Below are 16852 nucleotides of genomic sequence, written 5' to 3' on the forward strand. Positions count from 1 at the left end.
CTTTGCCGGTGGAAGCCGCCTGGTTCGACTATGGAACTTGACGAGCGTCATGCGGCGAGAGCATGCTGACGAACAGAGAGACTTTGACTGTCTCCTCCATTTCCTTCCGCTCTTAGGACGTTGTCGGAGATCGTCATGCGCGCACGGCCGCCCTCGCTCCAGAGCTTGACCGCAAGCTGGGTGGCGCCGGAATGCCGCTCGACATTGTTGAACGCCTCCTGTGCGACGCGGTAGAGAGCCGTGCTGGCTGCCGGCTGCAAGCAGTCCGTAAAGCCTGATGCCTCGATTTCGGTCTCTATGCCCGTCCGCTCCGCGAAATTGTAGCAGAGCGCCTCGAGGGCCGCGGTCAAGCCGAGATCGTCGAGGACACGGGGGCGGAGATCGTGGGACAACCGCCTGATTTCCTTGATCGCGCCGTTGAGTGCTTCCACGCCGCGCTCGATGGTGAGCGCCGCGTCATCGACATGGTTCCTGACCTGCCTCCCGGCGAGATCCATGGCGTAGCGCACGCCGACGAGGTTCTGCGAAATGCCGTCATGCAGTTCGCGAGCCAGCCGCGAGCGCTCCTCTTCCTGGGTGTCGATCACTCGCTGGGTCAACTGCTTGAGCCTGCCATCGGCAATGCGGCGTTCGTGGAATGTCAGAAGCATGCATGTCGTGAAGACCACGAGCACCGCCGGAACGGCGACCAGCGCCACGATCACGAAGGTCTTCTTTATGTTCGCCCGCATGCTGGCGTTCGCGGCGGCGGTTTGGGCAAAGACATCGTCGAGATAGACGCCGGTTCCCACCACCCATTTCCATTTGTCGAGGCCGACCACGAACGACAATTTATCCGCGATCAGGCCTGTCGACGGCTTCTGCCATTTGTAGTGATGCAGGCCGCCGCCGGCCTTCGCCGTCGCGATCAGTTCGGCAATGACCTTGTCGCCGTCCGGATCGGTCAGGCCAAGCCAGTTTCGCCCGTGCCGGAAGCTTTGGCGCGGGTGAACGATGTTGTTGCCGTCATAGTCGTAGACGAAGAAATAGCCGTCCTTGCCATAGTCGAGCGAGGTCAGGATCGCAGCCACTTTCTCCTTGGCGGCAGCATCGTCGGGACCGGCATCGCGATAGCTTGTTTCGATGGCCGATAGAGCGAGATTGGTCAGATTGAGGATTTCCGCTTCCTTGGCTTTCAGCATGTTCTGCTCGAACGTGTCGATATTGTTCTTGGCAAGGTTTGCCGACTGCCAGGTTATGAACGTGGTGATCGCCAGGATCGCGATCATGAGTGGGACGATCGCAAGCGCGATGATCTGGTTCCGCAGCGTCAATTGGAGATCCTTCCCATGCACCGCGTCGTCGCTTAGGCGTGAACAACGATCCGCTGATAAAGGCCCGGCCAATAAGGGGCAATGCCGGCATGGGTCAAGTCTGGACGAACATTGGCCGGTTGCAAAGACAGAGGGTCGAGCCGAGAGCGGTTGTCTGGCCTGCTGCCTGTTCAGCGGATAGGCGCGTATGCCGACATCCTGATTTCTCGAACTCGGCAAGTCTGGGATAACCCGCGTCGCCCGTTCAATATTTTATAACCCGACGCTCAACGAGCACGACGATTGCAAACAGCGCGATCGACAGCGATGACGACAGCACGATCGCCGCATAGAGCCGGTCCGACTGGTAGTTGAAGCTCGCCTGGATGATGAGCGCGCCGAGCCCCTTGTCCGAGCCGATCCATTCGCCGACGATGGCGCCGATGACGGCGGTGGCCGATGCGATCCGCAGCGAGGAGAACAGCATCGGCAGGGCTCGCGGCAGGCGCAGGCTCCAGAACACCTCCCGGCGCGTCGCCGACAGCACCCGGAACAGTTCGTGCTCGTTGTCGCTGGCCGAATCCAGCCCGCGGATCATGTTGACCAGGGTCGGGAAGAAGCAGATCACGGCGGCGATGACGATCTTCGGCGTCATGCCAAGCCCGAAGATCAGGATGATGATCGGCGACAGCGCCAGGATCGGGATCGTGTTGAAGAAAAGCACGATCGGAAAATAGGCGGCCTGCAGCACGCGGCTGTGCACGAAGACCACCGCCAGCAGCACGCCGGCGAGGTTGCCGATGACGAAGCCGGCCAGCGCCTCGACCAGCGTCGGCCAGAGATTGCTCATAAACAGCGCAAGGCTCTTCCGGAAAACTCCGAATATCGCCGTCGGCGTGGGCACGATATAGGCCGGCACGCCGAGCCAGGGCAGCAGGAACTGCCAGGAGAGCAGGATCGAGGCTGCACCCAGGACGGGGAGCGCAATCGCCAGAGCCGGCGGCAGGGGTGCCTGTCTCATGAGGCCCGCTCCAGCGCGCCGCGCAATTCGGCCATGGCGGCGATAACAGCGGGATCCTCGCGTGAGCAGCGGTTGCCGTCCTGCTTGAACGGCCGCATGTCCAGGTCCTTGACTAGGCGTCCGGGATTGGCGGCAAGCACGATGACGCGCTCACCGAGATAGGCGGCTTCAGCGATCGAGTGGGTGACGAAGAGGATGGTCGTGCCGGTGCGCCGCCACAGCGCCAGCAATTCGTCGTTGAGGCGGTCGCGGGTGATTTCGTCCAGCGCGCCGAACGGCTCGTCCATCAAAAGCAACTTCGGTTGTCCAAGCAGCGCGCGGGCGATCGCCACGCGCTGCCGCTGGCCGCCCGACAATTGGTGTGGCAGGCGCTCGCCGAACCCGGCAAGCCCCATCAGCTCCAGCAATTCGTCGCTGCGATCCTCGATCGTACGCGTCAGGCTGCCTTGCCCGACACCAAGCGGCAGGCGGACATTGTCGCGAACCGTGCGCCAGGGCAGCAGGGTCGAATCCTGGAAGACAAAACCGACATCGCGGCGCGAGCGCACCGCGTGCGGCGTGTCGCCAAGCACGCTGATCGTGCCGCCGAGCGGATCAAGCAGGTCGGCGACCACCCGGAGCAAGGTCGACTTGCCGCAGCCCGACGGCCCGAGGATCGACAGGAAGGAGCCGGCCGCGACCGTGAGGTCGAGGCCGGAGAGCACTTTCACCGCCGTCTGCCGGCCGCCATAGCCGACATCCAGCCTGCTTGCCTCGATCGCGTTCGCCATCAGGCGGCGGGCGCGTCGAGCTTGGGCCGGTCGGCGGCCGAGAGTTCCAGGATCTTGGTGGTGTAAACGTCCGCTGCCGCAGGCCGGCCGTTCGGGTATTGGCCGACCTTGTCCAGCAGCGCCAATTGCTCCTCGATCGAAGCCGGGTCGAACGTTCCCCAGCCGTCCTTGGCGGTCTGCCCGTCGAAGGAAAGCTTCAGCACCAGATTGACGGTCTTTTCTTCCCAGCCGAGGTCCATTTCCGGATAGGCGGCGACCATTTTCTTCACCGCTTCCTGCGGATTGGCATGCACCCAGCCCCAGCCCTTGGCGACGGCGCCGATGAACTTGGCCAGCGTGTCCGGATCCTGTTCGATCGCGGCGTCGGTGGCGAAGTAGACATCGGCATAGGAGCTCAGCCCGAGATCGCGCACCAGAAGGTCGATGCGGTCGTCGCCGACGACGCTCAACGCCTGGGTGTTGGTGATCCAGCCGCCGATGGCGTCGACATCGCCGCGCACCAGCGGCGCCTTGTCGAAGCCGACATTGACGATGGTGACTTCGGACGGGTCGATGCCGTTCTTGGCCAGGATCTCGTCGATGACGAAGCGCGCCGTCGGCTGGATGCCGATCTTCTTGCCCTTGAGGTCGGCGACGCCGCGGATCGGCTTGGCCGGCTTCGAGGTGAAGGCATAGGGGCCGGTGCGGAAGCCGCAGGCGATGATCTTCACCGGCACGCCGCTGGCCCGCGCCGCATAGAGCTGCGGCGTTTCCGAGAACTGGCCGAGTTGGGCGGCACCCGAGATGACCGGCGGCACGGTGGCGGCATTCGGCCCGCCGGGGCTGAATTCCACCTCCAGACCGGCGTCCTTGAAATAGCCGTTGGCAACGGCTGCGATGTCGCCGATCTGTCCATTCGACATCAGCCAGTCATATTGGATGACGACCTTGCCGGCCGCCCTGGCGCCCGGCGTCAGCACCAACTGCATGCCGGCCGAGGCGGCGGCAAGGCCGGCGAAACCGGCTTTCACGAAGCTGCGGCGGTTCATGTCGTATTGTCTGTTCCCACTCATTTGTCGCTCCTGTTGCAAGACTTCTTGTTTCTTCTTCAGGCGCCGCTCCCACGGCGCGGCGTCGTCTACGGCTGTTCGTCGTGGTAGTCGCCGGGGCCGCCGTCGAGCCAGGCGTATAATTCCCAAAGCGTGTCGTCGGGATCGGTGAAGTAGGCGCAGCGCGCGTTCCAGACATAGTCTTCGGGCGGTCCGTAGAAGGGCACGCCCTTGGCGCTCAGCTCGCCATGCAGGCGGTCGACATCGGCGGGCGCATCGAGCTTCACCGCCACGCAGACCTTGTGCGCCTGGCGCGGCGACTTGAGCTTCGACACGCCGGTATGGCGGCTGATATGGTAGATCTCCCACGCCGCCAGCGTCACGCCCTCGCCATGGAAATCGGCAAAGCCTTCGGCGCGGCGGCGCAGCCGAAAGCCGAGTTTCTCGACATAGAAGTCGACCGTCCGCTCGATATCCTCGACGAGCAGGCAGACATCCGAAATCGCGTATGCACCTCCGAGCGGCATCGTCATTTCCCCTTGCCGGTGTGCTTGGCGCGCGCCGCGGGCAGCTTGACGCCGACACGCTCGGCGGCGCCGATGATATGGGCGCGCATTGCCGCCTCGGCGGCCTTGGGATCGCCGGCGACCAGCGCCTCGTAAATGCGCACATGCTCGCCGACATTGACGTCCACCAGGTCGTGCAGCGGATTGGTGAGGCGGGCGTAGTGGATCGAGCGGCGGATCTGCTCGCAAACGAAGGAAATGAAGGTGTGGATGTAGCTGTTGCCGGTGGCCCGTGCGATCTCGCGATGGAACAGCAGATCGGCGTCGATGCTGCCTTCCTCCCAGCGCTCCTCGCCGCTCATGCGGTCGAGCGCCGCCTTGATCGCGTCGAGGTGCTCCTGTCCCCGCCGCTCGGCGGCAAGGGCTGCCGACTCGGCCTCGAGGATGCAGCGCAGCTCGAACAGCCGCTCCATATTCTCGGTGTCTTTCAACGCCTCGCCGTCGATGCGGATCGAGGCGCGCTGCTCCGGCGCCAGTACGAAGGCGCCGACGCCTTGCCGCGCCTCGATCATGCCGTCGGCGCGAAGCTGTGCGATCGCTTCACGCACCACGTTGCGGCTGACGCCGAATTTCTCCGATAGCTGCTGCTCCGTCGGCAGCCGCGTGCCCGGATTGAGCTCACCGGAGTCTATCTCGCGGCTGAGGAAGGCGGCGACACGGTGAGGCAGCGCTTCCACCGTGCCGATGGCGGCCAGTCTTTGCTTCATGAAGAGGTCTCCGTCAAAGGCAGAAGGCAACCGGGGTTCATCAGCCCTTGCGGGTCGAGCGCATCCTTCAGCGCGGTGATGAGCCGGCGATGGGTGGGCGCCAGGCCGGCCCAGAAAGCGTGGTGGCGGGTGCGGCCGATGCCATGCTCGGCGCTGATCGAACCGCCGAGCGCGCCGGCGATCCGGTAGAGCCCGGCAGTGATGTCGGCGCCCCTGGCGCGCGCCTCGCTTTCGGCAAGGCCGGCTGGCGGTAGCACGTTGAAATGGATGTTGCCGTCGCCGGCATGGCCGTAGGCCTGCGGCAACCAGCCGGGATGGTCGAGCGCAACGAACCGGCGGGCCTGATCAACCAGGGCAGGGACGTCCGATATCCTGACCGCAAGGTCGGTGCGCACATGATAGCCGCGCTTTGCCTGGCCCTCGACCAGCCCTTCGCGGATTGCCCAGAAGGACCTGGCCTGCGCGCCGCTTTCGGCGAGCACGGCTTCGGTGATGAGACCGCTCCCCATGGCGCCGGCCAGGAAGTCGACCAGCAGCGCGCGCAGATCGACCGCGGCACTTGCGGACAGTTCGATCAGCACATGGACGGGAGCCTCGACCGGCGAGGCGATATCGGCGTCGATTAGGCGCGCGAGCTCGATGCACTCCGAGCCAATGATCTCGAAGGCCGACATCAGATCGGCCGAGGCCCGGCGCGCCTGCCGGAACAGCGCGATGGCTGCTTCGAACGAGGCAAGGCCGAGATAGGCGGTTTCGACCCGAACGGGTTTTGGAAACAGTTTCAGCTCGACGCCGGTGATGATGCCGAGCGTTCCTTCGCTGCCGATGAAAAGCTGCTTCAAATCGTAGCCGCGATTGTCCTTGCGCAGGCCGGAAAAGCTGCTCCACAATTCGCCGTCCGGCAGCACGACTTCGAGGCCGAGGATGAGATCGCGCGCCATGCCGTAACGCAGCACATTGATGCCGCCGGCATTGCTGGCCGCATTGCCGCCGATCTGGCAGCTGCCCTGGGCGCCGAGCGCCAGCGGAAACAGGCAGTCATACGCCTCGCTGGCATCCTTGATGGTCTGCAATATGCAGCCGGCATCGGCCTGCAGGACGAAATTGTCGGCATCTATGAGGCGGATGGCGTTCAGCCGTTCCAGGCTGACGATCACCGATCCGCGGGTCTCGATGTCGATCGCGCCCGCCACCAGGCCAGTGTTGCCGCCTTGCGGGATGATGCCCAGCCCAAGCGCTGCGCACAGCCGCACCACCGCCTGAACCTCGGCGACCGAAGCCGGCTTCAGCACCGCAAGCGCGCCGCCATGGTAATCGCCCGACCAGTCGCCAAGGTATTTCGCCATGTCGCCGGCATCGATGGCGATGCCGCCTTGCCCGACAGCGCCTTCCATGGCGCTGAGGATTTTTGGCGAAAGGCGATGAACGGTCATGTAAGGGCGACAACGATGTCTGGAGATAGGGTGATACATATCATCCTACAACTCAGATCGAGTCAACAGCTCTTCCGGGAAAGGTGGGCAATCGGTCCTCTGTCCGGGTTGAAGAACGTTGGGAGCTGCCCGTGCCGCCGGCAAAGGGAAGGTCGTGTTGGACGTATCGGGTTTAGGACCTGCTCATGCGCCGCCTTGGCCGATTGCCGCCAGGTCGAAAGCATTTCAATGGTGAGCGGCGGCTCGCCCGCGACCGTTGATCCAGCAAGGCATGGGGACAAGATGATCGAATTGCCGTTTACGCGTGACGAATACCAGCAGCGGCTTCGAAAGATCCGCACCGAGATGGCAAGGCGCGGCATCGAACTTCTGATCGTGAACGATGTTGCCAACCAGCATTACATCACCGGCTATGATGGCTGGTCATTCTACACGCCGCAAATGGTGCTCGTTCCAATCGAAGAGGTCGAGCCGGTCTGGATCGGGCGGGCCATGGATGCGGCAGGCGGGCTGCTGACAGCATGGATGAAGCCGGAAAACGTGGTTGGCTTCCCGGAGGACCATGTTCAACGCGCCGATCGGCATCCCATGGACTGGATCGCGAGCTGGATCGTCGCCAAGGGCTGGGGCAACCGCCACATCGGCATTGAGCTCGAAGCCTATTATTTCTCGCCGAAGGCACATGCCCGGCTTGTTGCCGGCCTGCCCAATGCCAGACTGCATGACGCTGATCTTCTGGTGAACTGGATACGCGCGGTCAAATCGGCGCCCGAGATCGATTATTTGCGCAAGGCATCAACCTTGGCCGAAGCGGCGGTCGCGCGGGCCTTCGAAATTATTGCACCGGGCGTTCGCGAATGTGATGCGATTGCCTCCATCCAGGCGGCACAGATCGCCGGCAGCCCGGACTTCGCGGGCGATATCACCGCTCTGCCTCCGACAATTCTCGGTGGCGAGAATGCCTCCGCTCCGCACATCATGTGGAGCGACAGGCGGTTCGGGGAGAATGAGACGATTGCCCTGGAACTCGCCGGCGTCTGCCGCCGCTATGCCGCCGGGCTTGCCAGGACGATGCAACTCGGCAAGACGCCGACGCGTGTCGCGGACACCGCAAAAGCGGTGATCGAAGGCATGGATGCGGTGCTCGAAGCGGCCAGGCCAGGAACGACCGCCGAGGCGGTCGAAGTTGCGTGGCGCAAGGTCATTCAACGCTACGGGCTGAAGAAGGAGTCGCGTATCGGCTATTCCATCGGCGTCGCGTACCCGCCGGATTGGGGCGAGCACACGATCAGCCTCAGGCCAGGCGACAAGACGGTGCTTGAGCCCGGCAACGTCGTGCATTCCATTCTTGGCATGTGGATGGACGGTTGGGGCATCGAGATCAGCGAGACCATCCTGGTGACCGGAACCGGCAACGAGACCCTGACCAAGTTCCCGCGAGACATCCATGTCAAACCCTGACGATCCGACGGCGGTGGGCGGTGCCGCGGCTCCCGTCCCAGTCGACATCGATGCCGGGATCCTCGATCGGATGATCGAGATCCGCCGGCATCTGCATCGCAATCCGGAGCTTTCGAACCAGGAAGTGAACACGCAGCGTTACCTGCGGCAGATGCTGGCTGCTCAGGGAATTGCCGACATTCGCGACGTCGCGGGCTTCGGTCTGGCCGTCGATATTGTCGGCACCGGCAAGCCTTCAAATCGCAAGCTGGTCATTCGCGCCGACATCGATGCCTTGCCCATCGAGGAGGAATCCGGTGTCGACTATGCGTCGATAAATCCAGGCGTGATGCACGCGTGCGGTCACGACGCCCATGCATCGATGGGCTTTGCGGTTGCCGCGCATCTTCATCAGTCGAGGCACGATTTTGGCGGCACCGTGCGCCTCATCTTCCAGCCGGCCGAGGAAGACGAACCGTCGGGCGGGAGACGAGTGGTCGAAGAGGGGCTTCTCGACGATGTCGACGCCGCCATCTGCGTTCATGTCGATCCGTACACGCAGTCCGGCAAGATCGCCGTCAGTTCCGGTCCATACACCTTGGCTTGCGATACGTTCGATGTTCTCGTCACGGGCTCCGCCGCCCACGCCGCAAAACCGTACGAAGGGGTCGATGCGATAGCCGTGGCGTGTTCGATGGTCACGGAACTGCAGAAGATCGTCTCGCGCGAGATCGACCCCTACGACCCGTTGGTCATATCCGTTACCACCATCAACGGCGGTAGCGCCTACAATGTGATCGCCGGCAAGGTCACATTGAAGGGCACCATCCGCAGCGGAAGTGACGCCACCCGCGAGCGGGCCTGGCGCCGCGTTCGGGCCATACTCGAGGGGATAGCGGCGAGCCATGGAGCGAGTGCCCAGCTCGACATCCACAAGGGCGAGCCGGGGGTCGTCAACGATGTCGAGATGACTGAGCTGGTTGTCGCCAGCGCCAAGGCTTGCATCGGGGCCGACAATGTTCTCAACACGCCCGGATGGACCATCGCCGACGATTTTGGCTACTACAGCGAGAAACGGCCATCGGTTTATTTCCGGCTTGGAATCCGAAATGAAGAGATCGGATCGGTCTTTCCGCTCCACCATGCCAGGTTTCGTGTCGACGAGGCCGTCCTGAAAATCGGTGCGACCACTCTGGCTTCGGCAGCGACGATGTTTCTGTCGACGCAGCCGGAAAGTCTCGACGCACAGTGAATCGCGGGACAGGGTGGCCTAGAGGTACTGCTCGACCTTCTTGCCGACGGTGAGAAAACGCAGCGGGTCGACCGCCTCGCCATTGTGGCGAACCTCATAGTGCAGATGCGGGCCGGTCGAGCGGCCGCTGCTGCCGGTCTTGCCGATGACGTCGCCGGCGGCGAGCTTCTGGCCGACGATGACGTCGATTTCGCTGAGATGCCCGTAACGCGTGGCAAAGCCGTTGCCGTGATCGACCTCGACCATGCGGCCATAGCCGCCGTTCCAGCCGGCCTTGACGACGACACCGGGCGCGGTGACCTTGGCCGCCATGCCGATCGGGGCCCTGAAATCCATCCCCGAATGCAGTGCGGCGGTGCCAAGGATCGGGTCGGTGCGCACGCCGAACGGGCTGGTGACTGAATGACCCGGAGCGGGATTGGCGAGCGGCAGCTTCCGCGCTTCCTTCTTCAGATGGTCGAGCGCGTCCAGCGCCTCGTCGAGTTCCTTTACCTTGCTGTCGAAGATCATCGAGCCGTCGACCGGGATCAGCGGACCGCCGGCGTCGCTCTTGCCGAAGTCGCTGTCGACCGGCAGCCCGGCAGCCTGCAGTGCCTGGGTTATGGCATCGGCACTCTTGTAGGCGTTGTCGGCAAGCGTGGCGACGCGGGTAAGTTGTTCGGTTTCGATGGCCTTGAGCGACTGGTTGATCGACACGAACAGCCTGTCGGCGCGGTCGGCGGCCGAATCGCTGGGCAGCGGGTCGGAGCGGGTCGACCACAGCGAGAACGGCCTGGTGTCGCCTGCGCCCGGATTGGTGGTAAGGCTGGCCACGGAATAGGCCGCCGGCTGGGCGATACTGCCGGTCACGTCGGCATGTTCGTCGGGCTTGGCGGCGGCATCGGCTGCAGCGGGCGCGGTGCCGACTTCGCTTTCTGCACGTTCGAGGATCGGGCCGAGGCGGCCATGGCGCTGGCTGAGCTGGCTCTGCCGCTCGAGAAGTTCGCTGACCTTGGTTTCCATGAGTTGCTGGTCGAGAAGCTGGCGGCTGGTGATGCGGTCGACCTGGGCGCGAAGCGCCGAGATGCGGTCCTCATAGGCCTGCTGCATGCGTGCCTGGCGCGCCGTGGTGGCGCCGATGAGATCGTCGCGCAGCACCAGATAGGAGGTCGCCAAGAGGTAACCGATGGCGATCGCCGACAGCGCCGAGCCGATGAAGGCGGCAAGCCAGGGGCGGATGGTGAAATGCCGTATCTCGTTGCCCCGGGCGATGATGACTGTGTGGGGCTCTTTGCGCCTGCCGAAGACCGCTGACTGACCGGTTAGGTTCACGGGACCAAGCTTTCGTTACGACATCAACGACAAGCCTGATTACACATCATTAAGGTTAACGGTCGGTTGATTTGGCGCAACGCCTTGCAATTCACGGGTTGTAGCCGTTTTAAGATGAGGCGCGCCAGCGCGGCGGCCGTCGCGCCGACTGGCAACCTTTTCCACGTGCTTCTTCGACGGCATCCTGACCGTCACCAAAGGCAGCAACATGAAGCTTGCCGGCAACGTCATAACCTCGGCGCTGGACACCCTGACCGTGACCTGGGATGGTACGAAAAGTGCCGGTCGGTGAACGTCTAGAGTTCAGCCACCTCAACGACATAGCCATCCCGAAGCCAGTAACGTTCTCGGGATGGCGACAGCCCGGCGGCAAGCATCAGCTCGCGGGCGGTGAATGGGTTGGCTTCGTGGTTGATGGAGATCAGAAGTTTGGCGTTCTCCTTCGCCCATTGAATGTATTGCTCGGCACTGCCCCTCGACATTTCAGTGAACGAATCCACGTTGATGACGATGTCGACCGGCGGGGCTTCCGGCAGCCATTCTGGGATGCGCATGTTTACGGCTGCCCGCTCTTCGCCATGCAGCGAGATCTGATCGTCGCCAAGAGTGCGGCCCAGAAAATAGGCTTGGGCAACACCTGTCGTCGGAAGGTCGATGAGGGTGTAGTTCTCAAAGCCGAACCTTTGGGCGTAGTATGCGGTGCGGCCGAGACCACCGCCGATGTCGAGTACGGAGGGGGAAGGCATCCCGGCGGCATATCGCTTAAGCAAAATGGCCTGGTAGAGGGAGTTGATGGTCCTGTATGAGGCGACGCCGCGCTTCGATACGATGCCGAATTCGTTCGGGAATGGATTGGGAAACGACAACTCCCCACCCATGATGTCTTCGATACCGTCGATCAGTATGTCGGTGTCAAGAGCGGCCCGTGGCCCACTTTCCGGGTTTGCGAGTCTTATCGCGCCGATGACTTCGGCGAGATAAACAAGCCTAATGTGAAAAATGGCGCCCTGCTGCTTGTGAACGGCATCCCCACCATTCTTAAGCGCGTCGCTGAAGTCGCTCATGAGATTGTCGAAACCATAGTGGAACGTGGTGCTGGATGGATCGCGCAAGAGCTTGGTGGCCAGATCAATGTCGTCATTCATCAGCGCAGCTGAGACGTCGCCCTTCTTCTGTTCGACAATCGACTTCCAAAATGAGCCGGCAGGATCGGTGTGCATGGCGCACGCCGCACGGAAGGAGCGGGCTATCCGCCTTACCAAGTCGGCATCATCGGGCGTGGTCTCGCCGCTGAAAGTGGTACGGTAGGGAGCAGTCTCTACGGGAGGTTCGGCCTCTGGCTTAAGTTGTTCTGGATCTCCGCTACTGTCCAGCCGAGGCTGGGTGCAGAAATGGTCAAGCATGAAGCGTTGCCAAAGCGTTCGCGGTTGTTCCGTCATGCTGTACCCCCTAAAGTCCAACTGACCCTTAACCGAAAATCTCAACCCTGAATAGTTGCCCGCTGCGCCACTGCACAGCGATAACTCCACACCCGCGCCGCGGCCGTATCTCTTACGATTGCAGGAGGCGCAATCCATGGACCGCAACTTTTCCCGCGCGCTGGCGCTGGTGCTGAAATCCAAGGGCGAATGGTTGGACAATCCGGTCGACCCGGGCGGCGCCACGATGAAGGGCGTCACGCTCGCCAACTTCCGCCGCTACGTGAAGGCGGACGCCAGCAAGGCGGATCTACCCAAGATCAGCGATGCCCAGATCGCCACCGTCTACCGGCGGATCTATTGGGACGCCGTCGCCGGCGTCGGCCAGGGCGGACGCATCGGTTCCGCCACGCTTGCCGCCGTGGGCAAGATGCTACCGGTGAGCGGGATCGACAAGTTCTGCGACAACCGCCTGGCCTCGCTGAAGCGCCTGCCGACCTGGCCGACCTTCGGCAGGGGCTAGACGGAGCGCGTCGTTTCGGTGTGGGCGCAGGCCTTGCTCATGGCTTCCTTATGCCGCCTGCCACGCCCGCACAGCCGGCGCCAGAAGCGTCGACAGCACCGCACGCCAGGACCGGCCAACGGCTCCGCGCGTCAAAGCGCGCGCACCGCCTCGAGCACCTCTTCGGCGTGGCCCTTGACCCGGACCTTCCGCCAGATCCTGGCGATGCGTCCGTCCTTGCCGATCAGGAACGTCGCGCGCTCGACGCCCATATAGTTGCGGCCGTACATCGTCTTTTCGACCCACAGATTGTAGGCCTCGATCACCTTGCGCTCCTCGTCGGCGACGAGGTCGACGGTCAGATCGTATTTCTGCTTGAACTTGTCGTGCTTCTTGATGCTGTCCGGCGACAGGCCGATCACCACCGCGCCGGCCTTCTCGAATTGCGGCTTCAGCTGCGAAAAGCTGATCGCCTCGGTGGTGCAGCTTGAGGTGTCGTCCTGCGGGTAGAAGTAGAGTACAACAGGCTTTCCGGAATACGCGGCGAGGCTGAGCGACCCGCCACCGTCGCGCGGAAGGTCGAATTGCGGCGCATGGTCGCCCAGGTCGAGATCAGCCATATCGGTGCCCTTGTTTGCGGTTACGCGCCAAGCCGCATCGATATAGTGTCGAGCGGGGATTCGTCCACGATCGAGTTCGTTACAACGGAATATTGCGTGGATCAGGAAGAACCGCAGCACGAGAAGATCAGGTTCAGGCGTGACGAGATCACCGACCTGGGGGCTTTTCCGTCTGCGTGCAAGGTGCCGCCGCTTGGCCGCGCCAAGATCGGCCGCGGCTTTCGCATTCTTGGGCGGCTGGTTGCCGGCCTTTGCGCGCTGGTGCTGCTGGCCGCGGCCGGCGTCTATGTGCTCGGCGCGACGGGCTTCGGCACCGAACGGCTTCGGGCCGAGGCCGAGACGGCAATCGAGAAACTGGCCGGCTTCGATGTCGATGTCGCGGTCGGGCCGGCACGACTGACGCTCGATGGCTCGAGCTTCATCGCCTTGCAGGTGAGCGAAGTCGTCTTGAAGACCGCCGATGGCAAGCCGATGGCCGATGCCGGGCGTGTACGTTTCGGCATAAGGCTGATCCCGCTGCTTTCGGGCGAGGTACGGCTGACCAGCGCCAGGATTTCAGACTCGCACATCGTGGCGGCGGCGATGCCGTCAGGCGGCGGCGACTGGACGGCCGCGTTGCGCAACGAAGACGGGCTCGTCGATCCGGAGAAGCTCGCCGACGCGGTGTTCGCCAACGTCAACCACGCGCTCGACGCGGTGCGCGAGGATTCGATGCGCCAGATCGACCTCTCGAATGTCGAGTTCGTGCTGCCGGACGCCGGCTCGGTCAAGCGGGTCACCGTCGCCGACGCCTCGGTTCTGCAGACGGGGCCGGGCAGCATGCGGCTGTCAGCCACGGCCGATGTCGACGGCAGGGCACTCACCGTCGCCGCCACGGCCACGCGCGATTCGACGGCGCGGCGCGTCAGCGCGCTGGACGCCAGCGTCGGGTTGGCCGAGGCCGAAGGTGCTGCCACGGCCACCGGCGGAAAGCTGGGCACGGTCGCGCTCAAATTGACGGGATCGGAAGGAGCGGGCGAGACGGCGTCGCGGCTTGTGGCTTCCCTGTCGCTTGCCGGCGCCGTGCTCGATCTCGGCACGCGTGGCCTGCTTCCAGCCGACGTCGATGCCAATGCCACGCTCATCTCCGGCTCGAACAAGATCCAGGTCGACAGGCTGCTGCTCAAGACCGGCCGCTCGACCTTCGACTTCGCCGGTTCGATCGGACCGAAGCCGGCCTCCGGCACGGCGGGCGAAGAGCCGGCCTACCGCTACGACCTGACCAGCGACCGTTCGATTTTGGCGCCTTCCGAGTCGCCGGAGCCGGCGCTCGACTTCGTCGCGCGCGTTGCTGGCGTCTATCAGACCAAAAGCCACAAGCTCCTCGCCGAGCAGATCGGGGTCCGGTCGGGCGGCTTGAGCGAGGTCATGGGCACGGCCGCGGTCACCCTTGTCGACGGCAAGGCGCCGGGCATATCCGTCTCCCTCAACGTCCACGACATGCCGGTCTCGCATGTCAAGCAATTGTGGCCCTGGTTCTCCGCCCGCAACGCCCGCCTCTGGGTGCTGAACAATCTGTTTGGCGGCCGTGTCGTCAATGGCAGCGTGGGATTCCAGGTCGTGCCGGATCGTCTCGGCAACGGCGTCCCGCTTTCCGCCAGCGAGGTGTTCGGCCGCTTCCAGATCGAAGGGTCGCGCTTCGACACCGCCGGCCGCATCCCGCCGATCCGCGATGCGGTGGGCGAGGTTTCGTTCCATGGCAACGACGTCGACGTCGCGCTCACCTCCGGCAGCGTCTTCATGCCGAGCGGCCGCACCGTGGCGGCCAGCAACGGCACGCTGACGGTCAAGCAAGCCAACCGCCCGCCGGTGATCGGCGCGCTCGATATCGACGTCGCCGGCGAGGCGCCGGCGATCGCGGAGCTCGCTTCCTACGAGCCGATCAACGCCATGCGCCATGTCGGCCTCGTGCCGGAGGACCTGTCCGGCGAAATGACCGGCCACGTCAAGGCGGACATTCCGCTGCAGTCGGGTGTCGACACCTCGAAACTCGATTGGCTGGTATCGCTCGACTACACGGACCTGTCGCTCGCCAAGCCGTTCGAGGACCAGACGGTGACCGAGGCCGACGGTTCGATCACGGTCGGGCCCGATCAGGCAGTGATCTCCGCCAAGGCGCGGCTCAACGGCATCCCGGCCGAGCTTGACCTCGTCGAACCGCTCAAGGACGGTGGCCCGCCGCGCAGCCGCAAGGTCGCATTGGTGCTCGACGACAAGATACGCGCTGCCGCCATGCCTGGCCTGTCGCCGCTGCTTTCGGGAACCATAAAGGTGGCGATCGACAAGAGCGAGGGCGGCGACCAGAACGTCTCGGCTGACCTCACCAATGCCAGGCTGGACATTCCCTGGGCAGGCTGGAGCAAGGGCGCGGGCGTTCCGGCCAAAGTCACCTTCGTCATGGCCAAGTCGGGCAGCACCACGACGCTGTCCGATTTCGACCTCGACGGAAAGAGTTTTTCCGTCGATGGCGACGTGACGCTGGTCAACGGCGGCCTGTCGTCGGCCCGCTTCAGCAAGGTCGCGCTGAACAGGGGCGACGATGTCGCCGTGTCGGTCAAGCGATCGGGCAAGGGCTACGCGGTCGATGTCAGCGGCGAGGCACTCGACGCCCGCTCGCTGATCAAGCAGTTCACCTCCGACGTCGACACCGCCACCAAGACCACCGGCTCCGATGCGATTTCGGTCAGCGCCGACGTCAATTCCCTGACCGGATTCCATGACGAGGTACTGTCCAATTTGAAGCTGGACTACAGCGCCGCCGGTTCCAGGGTGAACGGGCTGAAGGTGAGCGCAACCGCAAGTTCGGGCGCCGCGATCACCATCAGCAACACGGCCGGCGACGGCCAGCGCATGCTCAACATGAAGTCGGCGGACGCCGGCGCGATCCTGCGCTTCCTCAACATCTACGAGCACATGGAAGGCGGCTCGATCACGCTGTCGATGGCTGGCACAAGCGATGGGCCGATGAAGGGCCAGGTCGATTCCAGCAACTTCTTCATCGTCAACGAGCCGAAGCTTGCCTCGATCGTATCGACGACACCGGCCGGTGACAGCCGCAATTTGAGCCAGGCGGTCAAGGCCGACATCGATACGTCGCGGGTCAAGTTCGAGCGCGGCTTCGCCGAGATCGACAAGGGCGCCGGCTATCTGAAACTTGCGAACGGCGTGCTGCGCGGCCCGCGCATCGGCACCACCTTCCAGGGCACGCTCTACGACCAGAGCAACAATATGGACATGACCGGCACCTTCATGCCGGTCTACGGCCTCAACCGCATCTTCGGCGAACTGCCGCTGTTCGGCCCGCTGCTCGGCAATGGCAGGGACCGCGGCCTGATCGGCGTCACCTACCGGCTCAAGGGCAACGCCAACAAGCCGGTTCTGGACATCAACCCGCTGTCGGTGATCGCGCCTGGCATATTCAGGTCGATCTTCGAGTACCGGTGAGGCGGGTCG

General features: G+C 63.7%; 13 protein-coding genes and 1 pseudogene. 4 read left to right on the forward strand and 10 right to left on the reverse strand.

Annotated features, from left to right (window positions below; genetic code table 11):
- Positions 1–119 precede the first annotated feature (119 nt).
- From ACFX5Q_RS30935 to ACFX5Q_RS30965, 7 genes and pseudogenes are all read right to left on the reverse strand, one after another.
- Positions 120–1313: pseudogene (locus ACFX5Q_RS30935) on the reverse strand (cache domain-containing protein); the annotation flags it as partial.
- Positions 1314–1557: 244 nt separating this feature from the next.
- A complete protein-coding gene (locus ACFX5Q_RS30940; protein WP_404283980.1) occupies positions 1558–2313 on the reverse strand; it encodes an ABC transporter permease in 756 nt (251 codons plus the stop codon).
- Entirely contained in the window at positions 2310–3083 is a 774-nt protein-coding gene (locus ACFX5Q_RS30945; RefSeq protein ID WP_192178996.1) for an ABC transporter ATP-binding protein, read from the reverse strand. The genes ACFX5Q_RS30940 and ACFX5Q_RS30945 overlap by 4 nt, the downstream gene beginning before the upstream one ends.
- Positions 3083–4111 (reverse strand): ABC transporter substrate-binding protein, encoded by a 1029-nt coding sequence (locus ACFX5Q_RS30950; RefSeq protein WP_404284034.1) that lies wholly within the window; start codon positions 4109–4111, stop codon positions 3083–3085. Before ACFX5Q_RS30950 ends, ACFX5Q_RS30945 begins: the two co-directional genes overlap by 1 nt.
- 89 nt (positions 4112–4200) lie before the next feature.
- Positions 4201–4638: a VOC family protein gene (locus ACFX5Q_RS30955; protein WP_404283982.1), complete on the reverse strand. Its 438-nt coding sequence runs from the start codon at positions 4636–4638 to the stop codon at positions 4201–4203.
- Between the two features lie 2 nt (positions 4639–4640).
- Complete coding sequence (locus ACFX5Q_RS30960) at positions 4641–5384, reverse strand: FadR/GntR family transcriptional regulator (RefSeq protein WP_006204455.1); 744 nt, start codon at positions 5382–5384, stop codon at positions 4641–4643.
- Positions 5381–6817: an FAD-binding oxidoreductase gene (locus ACFX5Q_RS30965; RefSeq protein ID WP_404283984.1), complete on the reverse strand. Its 1437-nt coding sequence runs from the start codon at positions 6815–6817 to the stop codon at positions 5381–5383. Before ACFX5Q_RS30965 ends, ACFX5Q_RS30960 begins: the two co-directional genes overlap by 4 nt.
- A gap of 282 nt (positions 6818–7099) precedes the next feature.
- On the opposite strand from ACFX5Q_RS30965, the gene ACFX5Q_RS30970 reads away from it, so the two are divergent.
- Positions 7100–8278, forward strand: coding sequence for a M24 family metallopeptidase (locus ACFX5Q_RS30970; protein ID WP_404283986.1), 1179 nt, complete (start codon positions 7100–7102; stop codon positions 8276–8278).
- A 70-nt stretch (positions 8279–8348) separates the two neighbouring features.
- Positions 8349–9509, forward strand: a complete 1161-nt coding sequence (locus ACFX5Q_RS30975) for a M20 family metallopeptidase (protein ID WP_404283988.1) — start codon at positions 8349–8351, stop codon at positions 9507–9509.
- Positions 9510–9527: 18 nt separating this feature from the next.
- Here ACFX5Q_RS30975 and ACFX5Q_RS30980 read toward each other — a convergent pair whose 3' ends face one another.
- Both ACFX5Q_RS30980 and ACFX5Q_RS30985 read right to left on the reverse strand, forming a co-directional pair.
- Positions 9528–10820 carry a M23 family metallopeptidase gene (locus ACFX5Q_RS30980; RefSeq protein WP_404283990.1) on the reverse strand — a complete coding sequence of 431 codons (1293 nt, stop codon included), beginning with the start codon at positions 10818–10820 and terminating at the stop codon, positions 9528–9530.
- Positions 10821–11116: 296 nt separating this feature from the next.
- A complete protein-coding gene (locus ACFX5Q_RS30985) occupies positions 11117–12259 on the reverse strand; it encodes a putative sugar O-methyltransferase (RefSeq protein WP_404283992.1) in 1143 nt (380 codons plus the stop codon).
- A 136-nt stretch (positions 12260–12395) separates the two neighbouring features.
- On the opposite strand from ACFX5Q_RS30985, the gene ACFX5Q_RS30990 reads away from it, so the two are divergent.
- Positions 12396–12761 carry a glycosyl hydrolase 108 family protein gene (locus ACFX5Q_RS30990; RefSeq protein ID WP_404283994.1) on the forward strand — a complete coding sequence of 122 codons (366 nt, stop codon included), beginning with the start codon at positions 12396–12398 and terminating at the stop codon, positions 12759–12761.
- A 131-nt stretch (positions 12762–12892) separates the two neighbouring features.
- On the opposite strand, the gene ACFX5Q_RS30995 is transcribed toward ACFX5Q_RS30990, so the two are convergent.
- Positions 12893–13360, reverse strand: coding sequence for a peroxiredoxin (locus tag ACFX5Q_RS30995; RefSeq protein WP_006204461.1), 468 nt, complete (start codon positions 13358–13360; stop codon positions 12893–12895).
- A gap of 96 nt (positions 13361–13456) precedes the next feature.
- Between ACFX5Q_RS30995 and ACFX5Q_RS31000 the strand changes: the two genes are divergently transcribed.
- Complete coding sequence (locus tag ACFX5Q_RS31000; RefSeq protein WP_404283996.1) at positions 13457–16843, forward strand: DUF3971 domain-containing protein; 3387 nt, start codon at positions 13457–13459, stop codon at positions 16841–16843.
- Positions 16844–16852: the final 9 nt, after the last annotated feature.

Origin of the sequence: Mesorhizobium sp. IMUNJ 23033 (assembly GCF_044778005.1) — a bacterium.
Lineage (GTDB): Bacteria > Pseudomonadota > Alphaproteobacteria > Rhizobiales > Rhizobiaceae > Mesorhizobium > Mesorhizobium amorphae_A.

Coding starts and splice junctions, on each gene's coding strand:
- ACFX5Q_RS30945 (WP_192178996.1), bottom strand. CDS start 3,083: ATGGCGAACGCGATCGAGGCAAGCAGGCTGGATGTCGGCTATGGCGGC.
- ACFX5Q_RS30975 (WP_404283988.1), top strand. CDS start 8,349: ATGATCGAGATCCGCCGGCATCTGCATCGCAATCCGGAGCTTTCGAAC.
- ACFX5Q_RS30970 (WP_404283986.1), top strand. CDS start 7,100: ATGATCGAATTGCCGTTTACGCGTGACGAATACCAGCAGCGGCTTCGA.
- ACFX5Q_RS30985 (WP_404283992.1), bottom strand. CDS start 12,259: ATGACGGAACAACCGCGAACGCTTTGGCAACGCTTCATGCTTGACCAT.
- ACFX5Q_RS30995 (WP_006204461.1), bottom strand. CDS start 13,360: ATGGCTGATCTCGACCTGGGCGACCATGCGCCGCAATTCGACCTTCCG.
- ACFX5Q_RS30965 (WP_404283984.1), bottom strand. CDS start 6,817: ATGACCGTTCATCGCCTTTCGCCAAAAATCCTCAGCGCCATGGAAGGC.
- ACFX5Q_RS30950 (WP_404284034.1), bottom strand. CDS start 4,111: ATGAACCGCCGCAGCTTCGTGAAAGCCGGTTTCGCCGGCCTTGCCGCC.
- ACFX5Q_RS30940 (WP_404283980.1), bottom strand. CDS start 2,313: ATGAGACAGGCACCCCTGCCGCCGGCTCTGGCGATTGCGCTCCCCGTC.
- ACFX5Q_RS30960 (WP_006204455.1), bottom strand. CDS start 5,384: ATGAAGCAAAGACTGGCCGCCATCGGCACGGTGGAAGCGCTGCCTCAC.
- ACFX5Q_RS30990 (WP_404283994.1), top strand. CDS start 12,396: ATGGACCGCAACTTTTCCCGCGCGCTGGCGCTGGTGCTGAAATCCAAG.
- ACFX5Q_RS30955 (WP_404283982.1), bottom strand. CDS start 4,638: ATGCCGCTCGGAGGTGCATACGCGATTTCGGATGTCTGCCTGCTCGTC.